19 protein-coding genes are annotated in these 15098 nt (G+C 67.6%); 5 read left to right on the forward strand and 14 right to left on the reverse strand.

Annotation, left to right across the window (positions count from 1 at the left end):
- Positions 1 to 198: 198 nt before the first annotated feature.
- The 12 genes from ACTVZO_RS45290 to ACTVZO_RS45345 all read right to left on the reverse strand — a co-directional run bounded on the left by ACTVZO_RS45290 (position 199) and on the right by ACTVZO_RS45345 (position 6738).
- Positions 199 to 378: a hypothetical protein gene (locus tag ACTVZO_RS45290; RefSeq protein ID WP_443304463.1), complete on the reverse strand. Its 180-nt coding sequence runs from the start codon at positions 376 to 378 to the stop codon at positions 199 to 201.
- Positions 375 to 809, reverse strand: coding sequence for a hypothetical protein (locus tag ACTVZO_RS45295; RefSeq protein WP_443304464.1), 435 nt, complete (start codon positions 807 to 809; stop codon positions 375 to 377). The genes ACTVZO_RS45290 and ACTVZO_RS45295 overlap by 4 nt, the downstream gene beginning before the upstream one ends.
- Complete coding sequence (locus ACTVZO_RS45300) at positions 806 to 1066, reverse strand: hypothetical protein (RefSeq protein ID WP_443304465.1); 261 nt, start codon at positions 1064 to 1066, stop codon at positions 806 to 808. The genes ACTVZO_RS45295 and ACTVZO_RS45300 overlap by 4 nt, the downstream gene beginning before the upstream one ends.
- 61 nt (positions 1067 to 1127) lie before the next feature.
- On the reverse strand, positions 1128 to 3077 hold the full coding sequence (locus tag ACTVZO_RS45305) for a pRL2-11 (protein WP_443304466.1): 1950 nt from the start codon (positions 3075 to 3077) through the stop codon (positions 1128 to 1130).
- A 206-nt stretch (positions 3078 to 3283) separates the two neighbouring features.
- The gene (locus ACTVZO_RS45310) at positions 3284 to 3571 is read right to left on the reverse strand and encodes a hypothetical protein (protein ID WP_443304467.1); all 288 of its coding nucleotides are present in this window, start codon (positions 3569 to 3571) and stop codon (positions 3284 to 3286) included.
- A 210-nt stretch (positions 3572 to 3781) separates the two neighbouring features.
- On the reverse strand, positions 3782 to 4996 hold the full coding sequence (locus tag ACTVZO_RS45315) for a hypothetical protein (protein ID WP_443304468.1): 1215 nt from the start codon (positions 4994 to 4996) through the stop codon (positions 3782 to 3784).
- Between the two features lie 61 nt (positions 4997 to 5057).
- On the reverse strand, positions 5058 to 5360 hold the full coding sequence (locus ACTVZO_RS45320; protein WP_443304469.1) for a hypothetical protein: 303 nt from the start codon (positions 5358 to 5360) through the stop codon (positions 5058 to 5060).
- A gap of 5 nt (positions 5361 to 5365) precedes the next feature.
- Positions 5366 to 5536, reverse strand: a complete 171-nt coding sequence (locus ACTVZO_RS45325; RefSeq protein WP_443304470.1) for a pRL2-8 — start codon at positions 5534 to 5536, stop codon at positions 5366 to 5368.
- 2 nt (positions 5537 to 5538) lie between these two features.
- Complete coding sequence (locus ACTVZO_RS45330) at positions 5539 to 5859, reverse strand: hypothetical protein (RefSeq protein WP_443304471.1); 321 nt, start codon at positions 5857 to 5859, stop codon at positions 5539 to 5541.
- Positions 5860 to 5861: 2 nt separating this feature from the next.
- Positions 5862 to 6062 carry a hypothetical protein gene (locus tag ACTVZO_RS45335; RefSeq protein ID WP_443304472.1) on the reverse strand — a complete coding sequence of 67 codons (201 nt, stop codon included), beginning with the start codon at positions 6060 to 6062 and terminating at the stop codon, positions 5862 to 5864.
- Positions 6059 to 6211, reverse strand: a complete 153-nt coding sequence (locus ACTVZO_RS45340; RefSeq protein ID WP_443304473.1) for a hypothetical protein — start codon at positions 6209 to 6211, stop codon at positions 6059 to 6061. Before ACTVZO_RS45340 ends, ACTVZO_RS45335 begins: the two co-directional genes overlap by 4 nt.
- Positions 6208 to 6738 carry an RNA polymerase sigma factor gene (locus tag ACTVZO_RS45345; protein WP_443304474.1) on the reverse strand — a complete coding sequence of 177 codons (531 nt, stop codon included), beginning with the start codon at positions 6736 to 6738 and terminating at the stop codon, positions 6208 to 6210. Before ACTVZO_RS45345 ends, ACTVZO_RS45340 begins: the two co-directional genes overlap by 4 nt.
- Before the next feature lie 181 nt (positions 6739 to 6919).
- On the opposite strand from ACTVZO_RS45345, the gene ACTVZO_RS45350 reads away from it, so the two are divergent.
- The 3 genes from ACTVZO_RS45350 (at position 6920) to ACTVZO_RS45360 (ending at position 12145) form a co-directional block, all read left to right on the forward strand.
- On the forward strand, positions 6920 to 7669 hold the full coding sequence (locus ACTVZO_RS45350; RefSeq protein WP_443304475.1) for a GntR family transcriptional regulator: 750 nt from the start codon (positions 6920 to 6922) through the stop codon (positions 7667 to 7669).
- 325 nt (positions 7670 to 7994) lie between these two features.
- A complete protein-coding gene (locus ACTVZO_RS45355; RefSeq protein ID WP_443304476.1) occupies positions 7995 to 11549 on the forward strand; it encodes a hypothetical protein in 3555 nt (1184 codons plus the stop codon).
- Entirely contained in the window at positions 11549 to 12145 is a 597-nt protein-coding gene (locus tag ACTVZO_RS45360; RefSeq protein WP_443304477.1) for a hypothetical protein, read from the forward strand. Before ACTVZO_RS45355 ends, ACTVZO_RS45360 begins: the two co-directional genes overlap by 1 nt.
- Positions 12146 to 12292: 147 nt before the next feature.
- On the opposite strand, the gene ACTVZO_RS45365 is transcribed toward ACTVZO_RS45360, so the two are convergent.
- Together ACTVZO_RS45365 and ACTVZO_RS45370 are read right to left on the reverse strand one after the other, a co-directional pair.
- Positions 12293 to 12589: a hypothetical protein gene (locus ACTVZO_RS45365; RefSeq protein ID WP_443304478.1), complete on the reverse strand. Its 297-nt coding sequence runs from the start codon at positions 12587 to 12589 to the stop codon at positions 12293 to 12295.
- Positions 12586 to 13263, reverse strand: a complete 678-nt coding sequence (locus tag ACTVZO_RS45370) for a nucleotide-binding protein (RefSeq protein ID WP_443304479.1) — start codon at positions 13261 to 13263, stop codon at positions 12586 to 12588. The genes ACTVZO_RS45365 and ACTVZO_RS45370 overlap by 4 nt, the downstream gene beginning before the upstream one ends.
- 143 nt (positions 13264 to 13406) lie before the next feature.
- On the opposite strand from ACTVZO_RS45370, the gene ACTVZO_RS45375 reads away from it, so the two are divergent.
- Entirely contained in the window at positions 13407 to 13808 is a 402-nt protein-coding gene (locus ACTVZO_RS45375) for a hypothetical protein (RefSeq protein ID WP_443304480.1), read from the forward strand.
- Between the two features lie 285 nt (positions 13809 to 14093).
- Positions 14094 to 14654 (forward strand): hypothetical protein, encoded by a 561-nt coding sequence (locus ACTVZO_RS45380; RefSeq protein ID WP_443304481.1) that lies wholly within the window; start codon positions 14094 to 14096, stop codon positions 14652 to 14654.
- The last annotated feature ends 444 nt before the right edge of the window (positions 14655 to 15098 follow it).

Below are 15098 nucleotides of genomic sequence, written 5' to 3' on the forward strand. Positions count from 1 at the left end.
AACCGCCCCTCAAAGCCTCCCGGGCTAAGCCAGTGAGGTACTGACCTCAGTGACCCACTGAGGTGTTCTAGAGGCCATCAGGGCCCGTCAGAGACCAAAACCTGAGGGTGCTGGAACGCCAGAGGGCCCCCTCTCCGGTGGTAGACGGAGAGGGGGCCCTCTGGGGCTCTGATGTTGTCGGCTGAAGCGGACAGGTCGTCAGCGGCCGTCGCGCATCGCGCGGTAGACGGTCCAGTAGTCGAGCTTGGTCCCGTACTGCTGCTCCGCGTACCGGCGCAGGTCTTCGACTCCGAACCCGCCGACGCGGCGGCGAAGGTCGCTGATGGCCCGCCACATGATCTCGTCGGTGGGGCTGGGCTTCTTCTTGAAGAGCTTCATGCGGCCTTCTCCTGCTGGGGCTTGCGGCCGAGGGTGCGGAGCTTTCGGCCGGCGGCAGTGGCCTTCTCCCAGCTCTCGGGAAGGTCGTCGGTGGCCCAGACCTGGTACTGGGCCCACTGGAGGGTGATGGCTTTGAAGCCGCGCTCGCGTTCCTTGTAGAGGCGGACGAGGGCGCCGCCGACGAGGCAGTAGACGGCGAGGACAATCCAGGTGAAGAGGTGGAGCTGGTGGAAGGCGTAGGCGAGGCCGATCACGATGTTGAGGACCAGGAGGCCCACCAGGGCGACGGCGACGGCCCCGGCCTTGATGGCCAGTCCGGGGAGCCGGTCCCCGAAGGTCCTGGGTGCCTGGTCCTCCTCTTCGGTCGTGAATTCCTCGGATTCCGGAGGGAGTTCACCGGCCTTGATGAGCTTCAATTCGGCGGGGCTCATGCGTCCATGCTCCTTACGGTGTTGGTCGAAACGAGGAATCCGCGCTCTTCCAATCGGTTGAGCAGCGCGAATGTGGCGGCTTTGTCGGACAGTTCGAGATTGAAGAGCTGACGGGCTTTATCTTGCACGTCCAGGGTGGTCACTTCACCCTCCCAAACGCCTGAGTTGATCGCCGCATCGGTCGCAAAAATGACGCGCTTGGCGAAGTGAATTACCATCTGACGCTTTTCTTTTCTCTTCTTCCTGAGGTTCCACATGAAACGCTGCGAGCCTTTCCGAAGGGCGGGGGATTCGGCGCGAACCCCCCGCCAGAGAGGGTTATTCGGTGCCGGTTTCGGGGGTTTCCGAGCCTTCAGATTCCTCCGCTGCATTCACGCGGTTCCGGGCCCAGAGGGCAAGGTCCACGGGGTTGTAGAGCTTTTCTCGGCCCTTGAGGGCGACGTGGTCGGGGAATTGCTTGTCCCGGCCGCGGGCGTTCCTGAGGGCGAACAGGTCGCGCTGTGCCTGGGTGGTGGTGGCTCCCGGCTGGGCGGGGCCGGCCACTCCCGCGCAGACCGTCTTGGCGGCCTGGGAGAGGCTGATCGGGGCGTTCTCGTCGGGGCCCTGGTCTTCGCCCTGGTCAGGGTCGGGTACGACCCTCAGGGGGCGTCCCTCTGTGTCTGACACAACCTGATCCCCCTGGTGGGAACCCCCGCTGTGTCGGTTGTTCAGTGTGTCGGCGGCGCCCCTGAGCTCCTCGATGGAGGGGACCTTGGTGACGGTTCCGGAGAGGGCGAGCTCCCGGGCTTCCTCGTCTGTCATGAAGACGACCTGGGTTTCGTGGGCCTGGCCAGCCAGGACGACCTGGACGCGGCCGGAGTGGCGGGACGCCTTCGGGATCGGGGAGACCTCGGGGACCAGCATTCGCCATGCATTCTGGGTGTAGCGGGCCAGGATTCGCGCGGTGAATGCCTCACGCATTTCCGGACCGCCCACGGTCTGCGCGGTGAGGGACTGGCCGATGAGAAGCGCGTGCATGAGCTGAGAGCGGCCCATGAAAAGAAACTCGCCGTATGCTTCGACGGCCGGAGAGTCGGCCTTCTTCTCACCTTCCGGTTTGTTCTTGGCCCAGTACCTCTTTAGACGCTTCTGGAGGGTGTTCGCCTCCTCCATGATGAGGAGAATTCGCGGGCCCATCGGAAGCGGGGGTTCGCCCCGCATTTCGCGGTGAACGTTCTCTTCGGCGATGGCCATGCGCCGGTTTCCTTCGGCCGCGAGGGCCAACAGGAGGTCGTGCGCGTCCTTTTCGTGGCGGATGTACATGAGATTGGGGAGGCCATAGGCCCACTTGTGGGACGTGCGCTTGAAGTCGATGAGGAATGCAATTCCGCCGTGGTGGAGAACCTGGGCGGCAAATGCTTTTGCGAGGACGGACTTTCCACCGCCGGGGGCGGCGGAGAACATCACGTGCGGCGACTCGTCGTCCAGGTCGATGGAGACGGCCACGTCCCTGTGGGACAGGCCCAGGAAGGGCGCGGACGGGCTGGCCTTCTCCACCAGCTTGCGGACCTCGGGGTCCGAGTACATGACCTTCATCGGCGCCCGGGGGGACTGCCGGAACACGATCCGGTGCTTCGTCCCCGAGAGCTTCACGGACGCCTTGACGTCCTGGAGGCCGAGCTTGGAGACGACGGCCTGGGTGATGGCCGAGGCGTCCGAGCCCGGGGACCAGGTCCCGGGGAGCTCCACCGTGACGACTTCCCCGGCCATGTCGGCGTAGGCCGGCGGGACCTTGAGGTAGTCGCCCGGGGTGACGCCCTCGGGGAGGCCCAGGAGGTCCCTCAGGACCACGTGGAGGGGCCACACCCAGTCCTTGCGGTGGCGCCACGTCACCAGGCCGTCCATGCCCCGGAATCCGGCCCAGGAGGCCGCTGAACAGGCCGCAGCGAGGCCGGAGACCTGGAGGGCCACGAGGGTCTCGGTCGGCTCCACGACGGCCGCGTAGCCGGTCCCGCCGACGACGAACGAGCCGAAGGCACGGAGCCCGAGCATCTCCCAGCGGGAGAGGTAGTCCCAGGCGTGCGGCATCTTGCCGTCATCGCGCTTGGTGGTCAGCGGCGTACCGCGGTGGGTCCAGGTCCGGTCGGTACGGGGTTCCCCGTCCAGGGTGTCGCCGGACGCGAACCGCCAGACCCCCTTCGCCGCGTCGGCGAGACCTTCTCCTATGGCCTCCCAGTCGGTGGGCTTGGGGGCCTTGCTGTGGCTGGGCTGGTTGGGCGGTGCGAACATCGGGTGGAACTCCTTCTGCTCAGGCTGGGCGGTGCGGAGTCGGGGGTGCCGGCTGCTACCCGGCACCCCCGGAAGGTCGGGCCCGCCTCCTGCTACGGGGCGGACCCGACCGGTTCTGCGGGGACCATTCGGCTGCTACCTCGAACGGGCCCTCCACCTGGGACAGGTAGATTTTTTGGCTACGGTGTGACGCTCTGTGAGCTAGATCACTGGATGGGTTCGACCGGTCCCCCGCGCTGGCCGGACAGGTCGACCGGCCGGAAGTCGCTCTCCGTGGCTTCGCACTGAGCGGTCCACGTTCCGGCGACCATGAGGTCGGACTCGCGGGCCTGAGCGTTGGCGGCGAGCTGGGCCCAGACGGCTGCCATGCGGATGAGGGAGTCGGTCTGGTCGGCCAGGGCGGCCTGGCCCGTCTGCACGGCCTTCTCGCTGAGCTGGCGGGCCTGGAGGAGGTTGGTCTCCGCGTGGGCGGTGTAGGTGTCGTAGGCGGTCATCTCTGGTCCTCTCTGAGTGCTGCTGTGGGTTGGTCTACGTAACGGGCGGGTGTTCACCGGGCACCTCACCAGCCAGACCGGACAGGGGTCTCAAGTCGGCATCGATGTGGAGCCGGTGACTCACCGGTGAGGCGCGAACCTCACCGGTGAGTTCTGGGATCTTGCAGAACCGGACCTGTGGATAAAGTCCGGCGACCGGCTGACGATCGGTCAGAGGTACTGACCGGTGCCGCTCTGCTGGTCGGCCTTGGCCTTGTCGATGGCCGGTCGCTGGCGGAGGATCTCGCGGCGGACGCTGTAGCGGTTGGGCTCCTTCTTCATCAGCTCGGGGACCTTGGCGGCGATGGCGTCGGTCTCGGTGATGCCGAGGGAGACCGCCGCGCGGACCGCTTCAGCGATGGTGGCCGGAGGGGTATTGCCCGAAGGTTTGCCCGAGACCCGGGTGGAGGAAGGGGCAGGCTTGCCCGCGTCCGAAGCCGCCGCGAGAGGGGCGGGCAAGCCTGCCGGGGAGACCGGCTTGCCCAGGTCGGCAGGGGTCTTGCCCAGGTCGAGAGGGGCGGGCGTGATCAGGGCAAGCGCGGGCATCGCACGCCCGCTGACTTGGGTGTTCGTGGTGCCCGACGTCTGCCCGAGGGTGCCCTCCTCGGCACGCTCGACCCTGACCTCAGTACCCTCAGGCAGTTCAGTGACCTCAGTGGGCTTGCCCGCCGGGATCGCGGCAAGCGGCGCGGCATCGGAGGCACCCAGGGCACGGACGCGCAGCTCCTGGTACTCCTCGCGGCTCATGCCCAGGGCGTCGGCCATCTCGCGGTGCTGGTGCTCGATGGCGAGCATCTCTCCGATGACTCCGGCCTCGGCGCGGGCAACCTGCCGCTGGACCTGGGCGCGGGCCATCATCAGCGCGGCCTTGCTGGTCTCGCCTTCGAGCCAGGCGGCGTCGTCGGCGTCCAGGTCGCGGTCGATGAACTTGAGTACGCCGAGCCAGAGGGTCTTGGCGACGGCGGAGACGGCCGCGCCGACCACGGCGAGCGGGATGCTGTCGGCCACCCAGCCTTCCCAGAAGATGGCGCCCATGGTGACGGCGACCAGGACGCCGCCGAGGATGCGGGCGAACTTGCGCTTCGAGCGGTCGTAGCGGGCGAGGACTTCGAGGATGATGCAGGTGATCCAGGCCGCGTCGAAAAGGCCGGCGGCCGCGTAGCCGACGCCGCCTTCGAGGAGCTTGCCGATGGAGACGGTGGACCAGACGACCGCCACGGCGGTGAGGCCGAGGACGATTCCGGCCGCCGCGCGGATGCCGATGACGTCCCAGTTCCGCGGGGCGATCGGGACGCGGCTGGAGACCGGCTTGTTGTAGGTGTGGGGCTTGCCGTCGCGGGTCACCGTGGTCGGGACCAGCTTGGTGAGGTTCTTGAAGCGCAGCACTTCGGGTCCTTTCGGGGTGGCCGGGGGCGGGCGAGAGCGCCCCCGGCCGGGGAGGGGAAGGTCAGTTGAGGTGGAGGCCCGGGGCGTCGGGGTCGGTCTGCGGCTCGTATCCGGCCCAGATGGCGACCGACCCGCCCAGCTCCATGGCCCGAATGAAGCCCGGGACCCGGCACCCGGGGAGGCGGGTGGTGAAGAGGAGGTAGGCCACTCCCCCGGCGGCGCACGCGGCGGCGAAGGTGGGGATGCCGTGCCAGCCCAGGGGGCCGAACACTCCGAAGGCCAGGGCGAACACCACGGCCAGCGGGACGAGCGCGTCGCTCGCGCCGAGGGCCACCAGGAGCGGCAGGACCAGGGTCTTGCGCATGGCCATCACCGCCCCACGATCATGTGGGCGGGGTGGCCGTTGACCATGTGGTCAACGCACGCGGGGCAGTCCTCGCGCGGGCCCAAGTGCTTGTGGACCTCGCGGCTGTCGTAGGCGTGCAGCCAGCACTGCCTGCACTGGTTCGGGGGCGGGTTGAGCGCCTTGTGGCTGGCCACGGCTACCACCAGCCCTTGGACTCGGACTTGCGTGCGATCTTGGCGGCGGCGTCCTTGTTGATGATCTGCTGCTTGGCGGTCTCCGCCGCGCGGATCTCCGCGACGAGTCGGGCCTCGGCGTTGGCCCAGAGGGTGTCGATGCCACGCTCGGACCTCGGGGAGGACTGCTGGCCCCGGACGCCCTTGCCGACGATGACGGCGACGTAGCTCGCCAGCTTGGCCTGGTCCTTAGCGGGGAGGGCCCAGGACTCCTTCGCTCGGACGCCCTTGAGCTTGGCCTCGGCGGTGCGGATCGCCTGGTCGAGCTTGCGAGTGCTGGTCATGGTCAGCCCCTCTTCGGGTAGTTGTGGCCGGCGGGCGCTTCGGCGGAGCGGTTCACGTACAAGGCATTGGCGATCACGCGCTCGAACTGGGCCCGCTCCGGCGGGGTCTCCTGGTCGGGCGGGAGGAGGCTCGCCCCGAGGGCGGCCATCAGGCTGTGCGTGCGGTCGTAGTCCTCGTGGCGGGTCTCGCGGCGGATGCTCACGACTGGCCCCCGTTCGCGGCCTGCTGCTGGGCGGTGATGGTGGCGGCCTGACGGCGCGCGGCCTCGGCGGCCTCCATGGCCTGCTGGGCCTGAGCGATGGAGTGAGCCGTCGCGGGCTCGGTGCTCGGGTCGTAGGCGGGGTAGGTCATCGCGCACCCCCGGCCAGGGACCGGAGGCGACGGGCGCCGGAGTAGAGCTGGCGGGAGACGGTTCCCTTGTGGCGGCCCATCCGGGCCCCGATCGCGGACTGGCTCAGCCCCTGGGAGGCCAGCTTCAACACCCGGGCCTCGGGTGCCGTCAGCTCCGCGAGGGTGTAGAGGTCGGCGTCGGCGGGCGGAGCGGCGGGGACCAGGCGGACCGCGACGACGTCACCGAAGTCGGTAACCCGCTCGCTCGCGGACTTCCGGCGGTAGTGGTCGATGGCCGCGCGGACGGTGATGGAGCGGAGCCATCCGTACGCGCGGTCGTCGTCGGCCTGGAGCTGGTGGAGCGAGAGCGCGGCCCGCACCCAGCACTCCGACACGACGTCCTCGGCCGTGGCGTAGTCGCGGGTGCGGGTGGTGGCGAACGCCACCAGACGGGCGTTGTGCAGGCGGAACAGCCGGTCGAGACGATCGGCAGACTCTGCGGTGAGCCGGGTTTCGGGCGAAACGCCCAGGTCATACGCTGTAGACACGGTCCCTCCATGGGGGATCTAGAGCCGGTCGGGGGGACTTAGCGGGATCCCCGACCGGCTCGTTCGTTCCAGGTGCGTAACTGCATAGTGCACTAGCACACTAGGCATGTCAACGGTTACGATGTGCGTAGTGACCTAGTACGGTTACTCCAGTTCTCACCAGTGGAAAAAGGGGATCCCCATGGCACCGTCGGTTGATCGAACTCCCGTCTATCTCCAGGTGGTGAAGCACCTGCGAGACCAGATCATCAAGGGAGAGTTGAAGGACGGCGACAAGGTCCCGTCCGTTCGCCAGCTCGCCGAGACCTGGGGCATCAGCCAGGCAACGGCGATGAAGGCCGTGGCCGCGCTTCGCGCTGACGGCCTGGTCGAAAGCATCGTGGGCCACGGCACGGTCGTTCGGACCAAGGCGACGCTTCACCGTTCGTCACATGACCGACTGAGCCGGATGCTGTCGACAGGCCGGATCTACACGCCCGGTGAGTTCGCGGTCATCTCGGTCTCAGAGATGGTGCCGGCCCCTGAGCACGTGGCCGACACGTACGGCATCGAGCCCGGTAGTCCCGTCATCAAGCGGGTCAGGGTCACGCACAACGAAGAGGGCCCCGTCAGCGCGTCCACCAGTTGGTTCGCTGCCGACCTGGCCGAGGTAGTTCCCCAACTCCTGTCGACCGACCGAATCATCGGCGGTACGGCTGGTGTGATCATGGAGGCGACTGGCCGCACAGCTCAGTCGGCCGATGACCGGATGACTGTCGGCGCCGCGACTGCTGAACAGGCCGCGGCGATCGGGCTGAGCGAGGGCGACCCCGTCTTCATCGGCCAGAACACTTGGCGTGACGCTGATGGAGACGTCATCGAGTTCGGTGAGTACTTCTTCGGTGGGGGTCGCTGGATGCGCTACCAGTACGAGATGCAGGGCCAGGGTTAGGCCCAGGCACTTCCGCCACTCACGCATCGTTAGGCTCTACACAAAAAAAGAGAGGCCCTTCTCTCAGCGGCTACCACACCTCTGAGAGAGAACCTCTCTTTAACGCATCAGGAACAACCCAACCGTCAGGCAGTCCTTCTACCTACCACTCTACGGCCTCCTCAGGGGTCGTGGAAATGGAGGACTGCCGGAGAGAGAGGGCCACGTGCCCCAGTCGGCACATGCAGTCCAGCAGGAAAACGATGATCAGAAGGGGTCCGAAACGGTCCCTGACCAGGGAAGGAGCCGCCGAAAGAGTGGTGGTTCAGGAGGTGGTCAGGGCAGCGTGTCGTTCTTCGGCCGGTCGGTCGATGGTGACCCGTCCCTCAGGTACGTGATCGGCGGACCCCGCCCCGGGCTCTTCACGACGAACGGCCCGGACAAGCCGCCCGTGCGGTTCCTGTCCTGGTGCCCGAAGGTCAACCGGCACCTGGTCCGCCTGGACGACGACGGCCGGTGTGTTGAGCGCCGGTACGAGGTCGAGGTGAGCGGGGTGGTGACCACGGTCACCTCCGACGACCTGACCACCGGTCGGATCTGGCGGGAGATGATCCCCGGGGCCAAGGGGTTCGGCCGGAGCAAGGTCCGTGACGCCCTGGAGAACGTCGTCACCGAACAGGCCGTAGACCTGCCCAGCACCTGGATGCTCCGGCGGACCGGATGGTTCGACCTGCCCGACGGCCGCTGGATGTACGTCCGCGCGACTGATGAGGTCGTGGACGGCGTCCGCACGGTCGACCTCAAGCCGGAGCTTGTCCGGGCCTCCCGACCGTTGGAGAAGGCCGCCACCCTGCCCGCGCAGAAGCGTGTGGTGAAGGAACTCTCCACCCACGGGTGGGGGCCGGCGCTCGGTCTGGCTGTCGGTGTCCGCGCACTGGCCCAGTCCCTGGAGCCGGTCCGAGGGTCGCTGATCCCTCACGGGAAGCCCAACACGGGGAAGACCCTCACGTTCTGGGTGGCGTCCTGCCTGACTATGACGGCCGGTTGGCCCCCCTACGTCGACTCCTCGTTCAGCGACACGATCACCGCGATCGAGAAGAAGATCCGGATGGCGAACGACCGCGTCATCGGGATCGAGGACATGCCGCTCACCTCGGACTCCGACGCACGGGAGGTCCGTGACGCGGTCGAGAAGGCCGACCGGATGACGCGTGCCGCGTTCAACGGCACCCCGATCCGGGACCGGTCCGAGCGTCACTCCGACCGGATCGCCGAATCGGTCTACGTCCGAGGGATCCTGGTCCTGACCGCGCAGAAGATCCCGACAGCGGTGCAGGCGTCGATGCTGCGGCGGGTGGTCTGCCCCGAGTTCCACCAGGGCGACAACGACTGGCGCTGGTACGAGAAGAACGGCGCCGGGATGGAGCCCGGGATCCGGACCATCGGTGACCGGGTCATCGCGCACCTGTCAGCCCTGGGCAAGGAGAAGGCAGAAGCCTGGGTGAAGGAGTGCGACCAGGCCGCCAAGGACAAGTTCCTGCCCGTCGCCCGGGCGGCCATCGGCCAGGACGCCCCGGACGGTATGGACGGCGTGCTCAAGGCCGCGTACCAGATGCTCGCCGGACTGGTGATGGTGAAGGAGGCGTGCGGCCTGGACGTCGCGCCGCTGTGGCACGCGATCCTCCCCAAGTTCGTCGCCTCTCTCGCGGCCCAGGCCGACATGATGGGCGACCGGCAGACCGCCGACACCGGCATCCCCGAGGCCCTCGGGTCCGTGCTCCGCCGTTCCCTTCAGGAGCGGCGCGCGCACATCCGGTGCCCCAAGGACTCTGTGCCCAAGGCCCTGGTCCCCGGCCAGACTCCCCAGGCCCAGGGCCTCAGGGAGGACACCTTCGGGGGCAGCTCGAACGGCTTTGGCGGGGAGGGCGCGTCCCTGTACTTCCTCGAGGACGGCGAACTCCTCGGGATCACCGCCTCGGACCTCCACACCCTGGTCATGCAGTCCAAGGACCCCCGCCTCACCGGCCACCAGGTCAAGAGCCTGCCGTCCTTCCTACTCAAGGAGGGGGCGATCCTGCGGAGCACCCAGGCCGGGCAGGTCGCGACCACCAAGGTCCGGATCGGCACCAACAAGAAGGCCATGCCGCTCGTGATGATCCCGGCCTCCACCGTGTTCACCCTCCTGGAGGCGGACGACGACGACCCCGGCAACGGCGACGGCCAGGACCAGCCCCAGACCGGCGGCCCCGGCGAGACCCCCGACCCGAGCCCCATGCAGGACGAGTTCCCCTCACAGCTCACAGCCTCACAGGTCGACAACAGGACCCCTGTTGACCAGGGGATTCAGGCTGTTGACCTCACAACCTCACAGCCCTCACAGCCTGAACCTCACAGGGTTACGGTCGTGCCCTCCCAGGCCAAGGCGCCCGTCTCAGCAACTCCGGCGGGTGCTGCGGAGGGTGTGGTCCTCGCCGTGACCGGCGGCCAGCTGGTGAACTCCGCCGACGCGTCCTCGGTCGCTCTGGAGGAGGCGTCGACCACCAGCCTCGCCGCTCTGGTCGACCAGGCCACCCGCCTCGTTCCCCGAGGCCGGCTGACCCTGCTGATCGGTGCCGACGCCCACCGCGGCTTCAAGCTCCCCGCCGAGGGCCCGTCCCTCGCGGACGCCCCGTGGTCGCGGCCGTTCCAGACCCTCAGCGACGCGGGCTGGCACAAGCCCATGTCGAAGGAGAAGGAGCGGATGTACGTCGGACAGTCCTGCCTGATGCAGCACCCGGACCGGGAGGACTGGGTCCGCATCACGCCCGTCCTGTGGCTGGGTCCCGACAGCTTCCCCAAAGTCCGCACCAAGGCCATGAGGGAGGCCAAGGAGGAGGACACCAGCGACGCTCTGACGCTGGCCTACCGACTGGAGCGCTTCGCCCAGGTCACCGGTCACCACTTCGAGGGCAAGGCCGCCGGTACCGGTATCGCGATGCTGCGGGCCCGGATCGAGGAGACCGCCCGCCAGCACCCCAAGTGGCAGGGCTCCTTCGAGTCGTGGCCGCAGGCCCTGGACGACAGTGCCTGGAGCCGCGCCGAAACCGAGGCCGAGGCCGCCCAGCCCTGGCGCAGCCTCTACGACCTGAACAAGGCGTACCTCCCGGCCTACCGGCAGGCGACCGTGGCCCGCGACGACCTCAGGAAGGTCGACAGCCCGCTGTTCGACAAGTCGATGGCCGGGCTCTGGACCATCGTGGTCCCGCACTGGCCGCACCCTCAGGTTCCGGCGCCGGTCCCCAACCACCGTGCCGGGCAGGTCGTCACGGTGACCACGGACATCGTGCAGGCGTACGTCGACCTCGGGATCACCCCGGAGATCCAGAGCGCGCACATCGCTGAAGCCGTGGGGTTCGACGGGTTCCGCGCGTTCAGCGACGGCATCCGCGACCAGCTCGCCGCGCTGACGGCCTCTGCCGACAGCGACGACCAGGCCGTGGCCCTGGTCCTGAAGGAGATCTACCACACGGTCCACGGGAAGCTGAGGAACGCCGACCAGGGCGTCATCCGCCGGCCTGACTGGGGCCACGCGGTCCGCGACGCGGCCTGGGCCAACGTCCTGCGGAAGGTCTACGCCGCAGCCGGTATCACCAAGACCGTGGCCGAACCCCGGTTCCCGGTCCGGGTGAAGACCGACGAGATCACCTACGCCAGCGACCACCAGGACGCCGAGGCCCAGGTGCCCGCCGGTCTCCGCATCGACAACACCGGCATCAAGCTGGGGCACTTCAAGGCCAAGTCCCAGGCCCGCGACGCCTTCCACCAGGAGGTCACCGAGGCCAGGGAGAAGGCCGCCCGCATCCGGGAGCGCAACGAGGCCCGCAAGGCCGCCCAGACCGCACGCCGAGGGGGTAACCGCTGATGGGTGACGTCAAGAACGCCATGTACAAGGCCCTCACCAAGAGGTCCGCCAAGTCCGAGGACCGCTCCGCGGCCGTCCGCGCCGGTCAGCTCATCAAGCGGTTCGGCGGGTCGGTGGCCGAGGCAGCCAAGGCCGTGGGTCGCAGCACCAAGACCCTCAAGGCATGGGCCGAGGGCAAGACCTCCCCCCGGGCCGACAGCAACGACGCCTTGAACCGGGCCAACAAGGAGGCCCTGATCCCGCAGGGCCGCAAGGAGCGGTTGCTCCGGTCCGCCAACGACCAGCACATGGAGCTCCAGGACGACGGGCAGACCTGGAGGATCCAGCGGCCCGCCGGGGTCAGCAAGCCGTCAGGCGGCCTGGTCCTGCACGCGAACATCCGCGTCAGCGACGAGACCCGGGCCCGCAAGGTCAACCTGGGCGAGTGGCTGTCCGAGGGCCACATGGAGGACCTGTTGCAGGCGTTCATGGACGGAGACGAAGAGGGCATGCGCGGGATCTTCGTTGAGGGCCTGGAGAACTACTACGACCAGGCAGAGCTGGAGGACGTCATCTCCGTCCAGTTCAGCCCGCTCGACTACGGCGGCGACGAGTAGAAAAGGCCGGCGCACAACTGGGCCCCACACCCGATTCAGGGTGTGGGGCCCAGTCACATGCCCTGTCGCGTGTCGCGTGCTGTCACACGATCTACCAGCGGAAACAAGGCCGAACCCCACCCCTGATCCGTATGTGACAGGCGACAGCTACAGCTTGCCGTCCTTCGCCTGAAGCCTCTTGGCCACCTTCTCCGCGAGCTTCTCGTCCTCCAGGAGCTCGTCCGCGAGGATGCGGAACACGGCGGAGAGGTCGACCGAGGAGAGGTCCCGCTCCGCGGCCGTGCCGTTGCACCACCTTTTCAGTCGGCGGTGGAACGTCGGCCGGACATCGACCGTGATCCGGATGGGGGTAGTCCTTGGGACTACAGCGGGGACGGCGGCCTGGCTCGTCGCGGCACGGTTCACGGTCCGGTCGTAGCCGCGGTTGGCCTTGCTCTGAGTCATCCCAGCTTCTCCGTCCTGCGGGCCAGGAGTTCCTGGGCCAGCTTCCTCGCGTTGGTGCCGGGCGTCTTCGGGGTGATCGCCTGGCGGAACTTGTCGTCGTTGTACGGGATCAGAGTCTCCAGGACGTCGAACCCCTTGGTCTCCAGCACGCCGCGCACGTCGGCATCCGGGCCGGACTTCGTTCGCTTGGAGCGGTTGGTCCGGTTGAGGAGGACCGCAACGTCCGCCGGCGCAGCCCGCATCTCCTGAACCTCCTCCAGGAGCTCCCGCAGCAACGACCGATCGCTGTCGTCCGGGGCGCCCCGGGGAGGCTCGAACATCCGGTCCACCTCGTAGTGGCTGGGGGCCACGGGAAGGATCCAGGTCTCGGCGTAGCGCATCGCGCCCCGGGCAATGCGGGCGTGGTCCTCAAGCTGGGGGACGTCGATGAGGACGATGTCCACGCCCTGGTCGATGTCCGGGATCTTGCGGTGGAGGTCAGGCTCGTCCATCCCGATGACGGGCCAGTTGAGGCCGCCCGCGCGGTTGTACGCAGCGAGCGAGGACCGACCGGAGTCGGCATCGACCAGGAGGGGCTTGTAGCCCAGTTCGTAGAAGGCTTGGCCCAAGAAGACCGTGGTGGTCGACTTCCCCACCCCCGGCTTCAAGTTGAGGAACGCCCATGACATTGCCATGGTCAGTATTCTACTGAGCCGCCTGAAGCCCAGTTGATCACTGAGGTTCAGTACATGTACCCCAAACCCCTTGTGCGTTTTCCGCACACCCCCTACTCTAAGGGTGTGCGGAAAACGCACAGTCACCTATCGGGGAGATCAACATGAGCGTGCACGCGACCAAGACCGGCGGCGCCAAGTTCGAGGTCATCTGGAACCCCGCGACCGACGACCCGCGCGGCCGGATCGCGTTCGCGGTCGAAAGCGGGCGCCTGGAGTACGCACTGACGGTCCTGGGCGCCGCCACCGTGGACGACCTCGGCCCAGTCGACACCCTCCGTCAGGCCACCCAGGCCACCGCCAGCCTCCAACGAGACCTGGAGCGCAAGACGCGCGGCCTGGTCGTCGCCCTCCGCGACAACCACGGGCTGTCCTGGACCGACATCGCGGGACTGCTCTACGACGACCCCACCAAGCGCAGCTCCGCCCGGGCCGCCTACAACGCGGGCGTCCGCCAGCTCGGGCTCATCAACGCCGAGGTCTCCGAGGACTCCGAGACCGACTGAACCGAACTGAACCAGCGGGGGCCGTTCACTGCCAGGCGCACAGCCCCCGCCGCTCCGACCACCCGTCAACCAGAGTTGTTCGCATCCGTCGTGATCCTGCTGCTCGCCGGTCACTGGCTCGCTGACTGCCCCGGCGGTTTGCGGGCGCGAGAGCAGAGCAGGGCTAAGGGACTGTCACCGCCGTTGACCCAACCGAACCACGGTATGGCCACGCCTCCCCCACCCCGCACACCCACACCACAAAGATACGAAAGGCCCTGCTCTCAGCCTCAAGGAGAAAACTGAATGCGCCACATGCGCACCGCACTCGCCGCCGCCACAGCACTCCTCGCACTCACCGGCCTCGCCTCCACCGCACACGCAGACGACCACGGTAAGGACCACGACAAGAACAACGTCTGCTTCATCAAGGTCGAAGGCAACCACAATCACAACGCCTGCGGCAGCATCGAATACGGCCACAACGCCACCACCGGAAACGGACACAGCGTTGTCACCGGGCTCGGCCTGATCCGGGACTCACCCGCCGGTTACACGCCCGTCCAGATCAACAACAACGTCCCGGATCTCACGCTGACCTTGAACTCGGTTAGTTCCAACATCACCGGTGCGCCAGTCGGTCAATCCTTCAACCAGGGCCAGTCCCAGACGCTCTTCATCCCCTACTACCTGGGCACCGGCCAGCCCTCGAGCGCCACCTACGGAACGTGGGCTCAAAACATGGTCATCACGTTCACCAACAACGGCAGTGTCATGACCGCCAATTGCACGCCAGTCGTCCTCATTGGATGCGCCCCCCTCACCCAGACCGCCGTGCAGGGCACATTGAACATCAACCACTCCTGAACGAGTGTTTGAGATCCAAGAAACCACAGGTCAATCGGCCTGTGGTGCGGAAGTTGCGGGAGCCGCCCTTCCCCTGGGAAGGGTCACGGTGACGGGAGTTCGCAACGGCGCCGCCATCTCCTTTAGGGTGATTAGACCGGTACGCCGGTGATCACAGTGGAAATCGTCCTCGCCCAGGCGGCTCCAGCTACCAGTACAGCGCAGCCCTGGGACCGCCTAGGGCAACACCCCACCGCGGTCCCCGCCCAGGATCTCAGACCGGCGCACATCCTAGCCGTGGTGGTGGCCGGCCTTTTCCTTGCGGCCATCGGCTGACCCTTCCTCAACTGACTCAGCCCCGGGCCCAACCAGGTCCGGGGCTGAGTCGCGCGTCCAGCACCCTCACGTTTTGACTTCGAGAGAGCCCCGGCCGGTCGCTGTTTCCTCAGTGAGGCACTGAGGTCA

This window comes from Streptomyces sp. IBSNAI002 (assembly GCF_052244475.1).
Classification (GTDB): Bacteria; Actinomycetota; Actinomycetes; order Streptomycetales; family Streptomycetaceae; genus Streptomyces.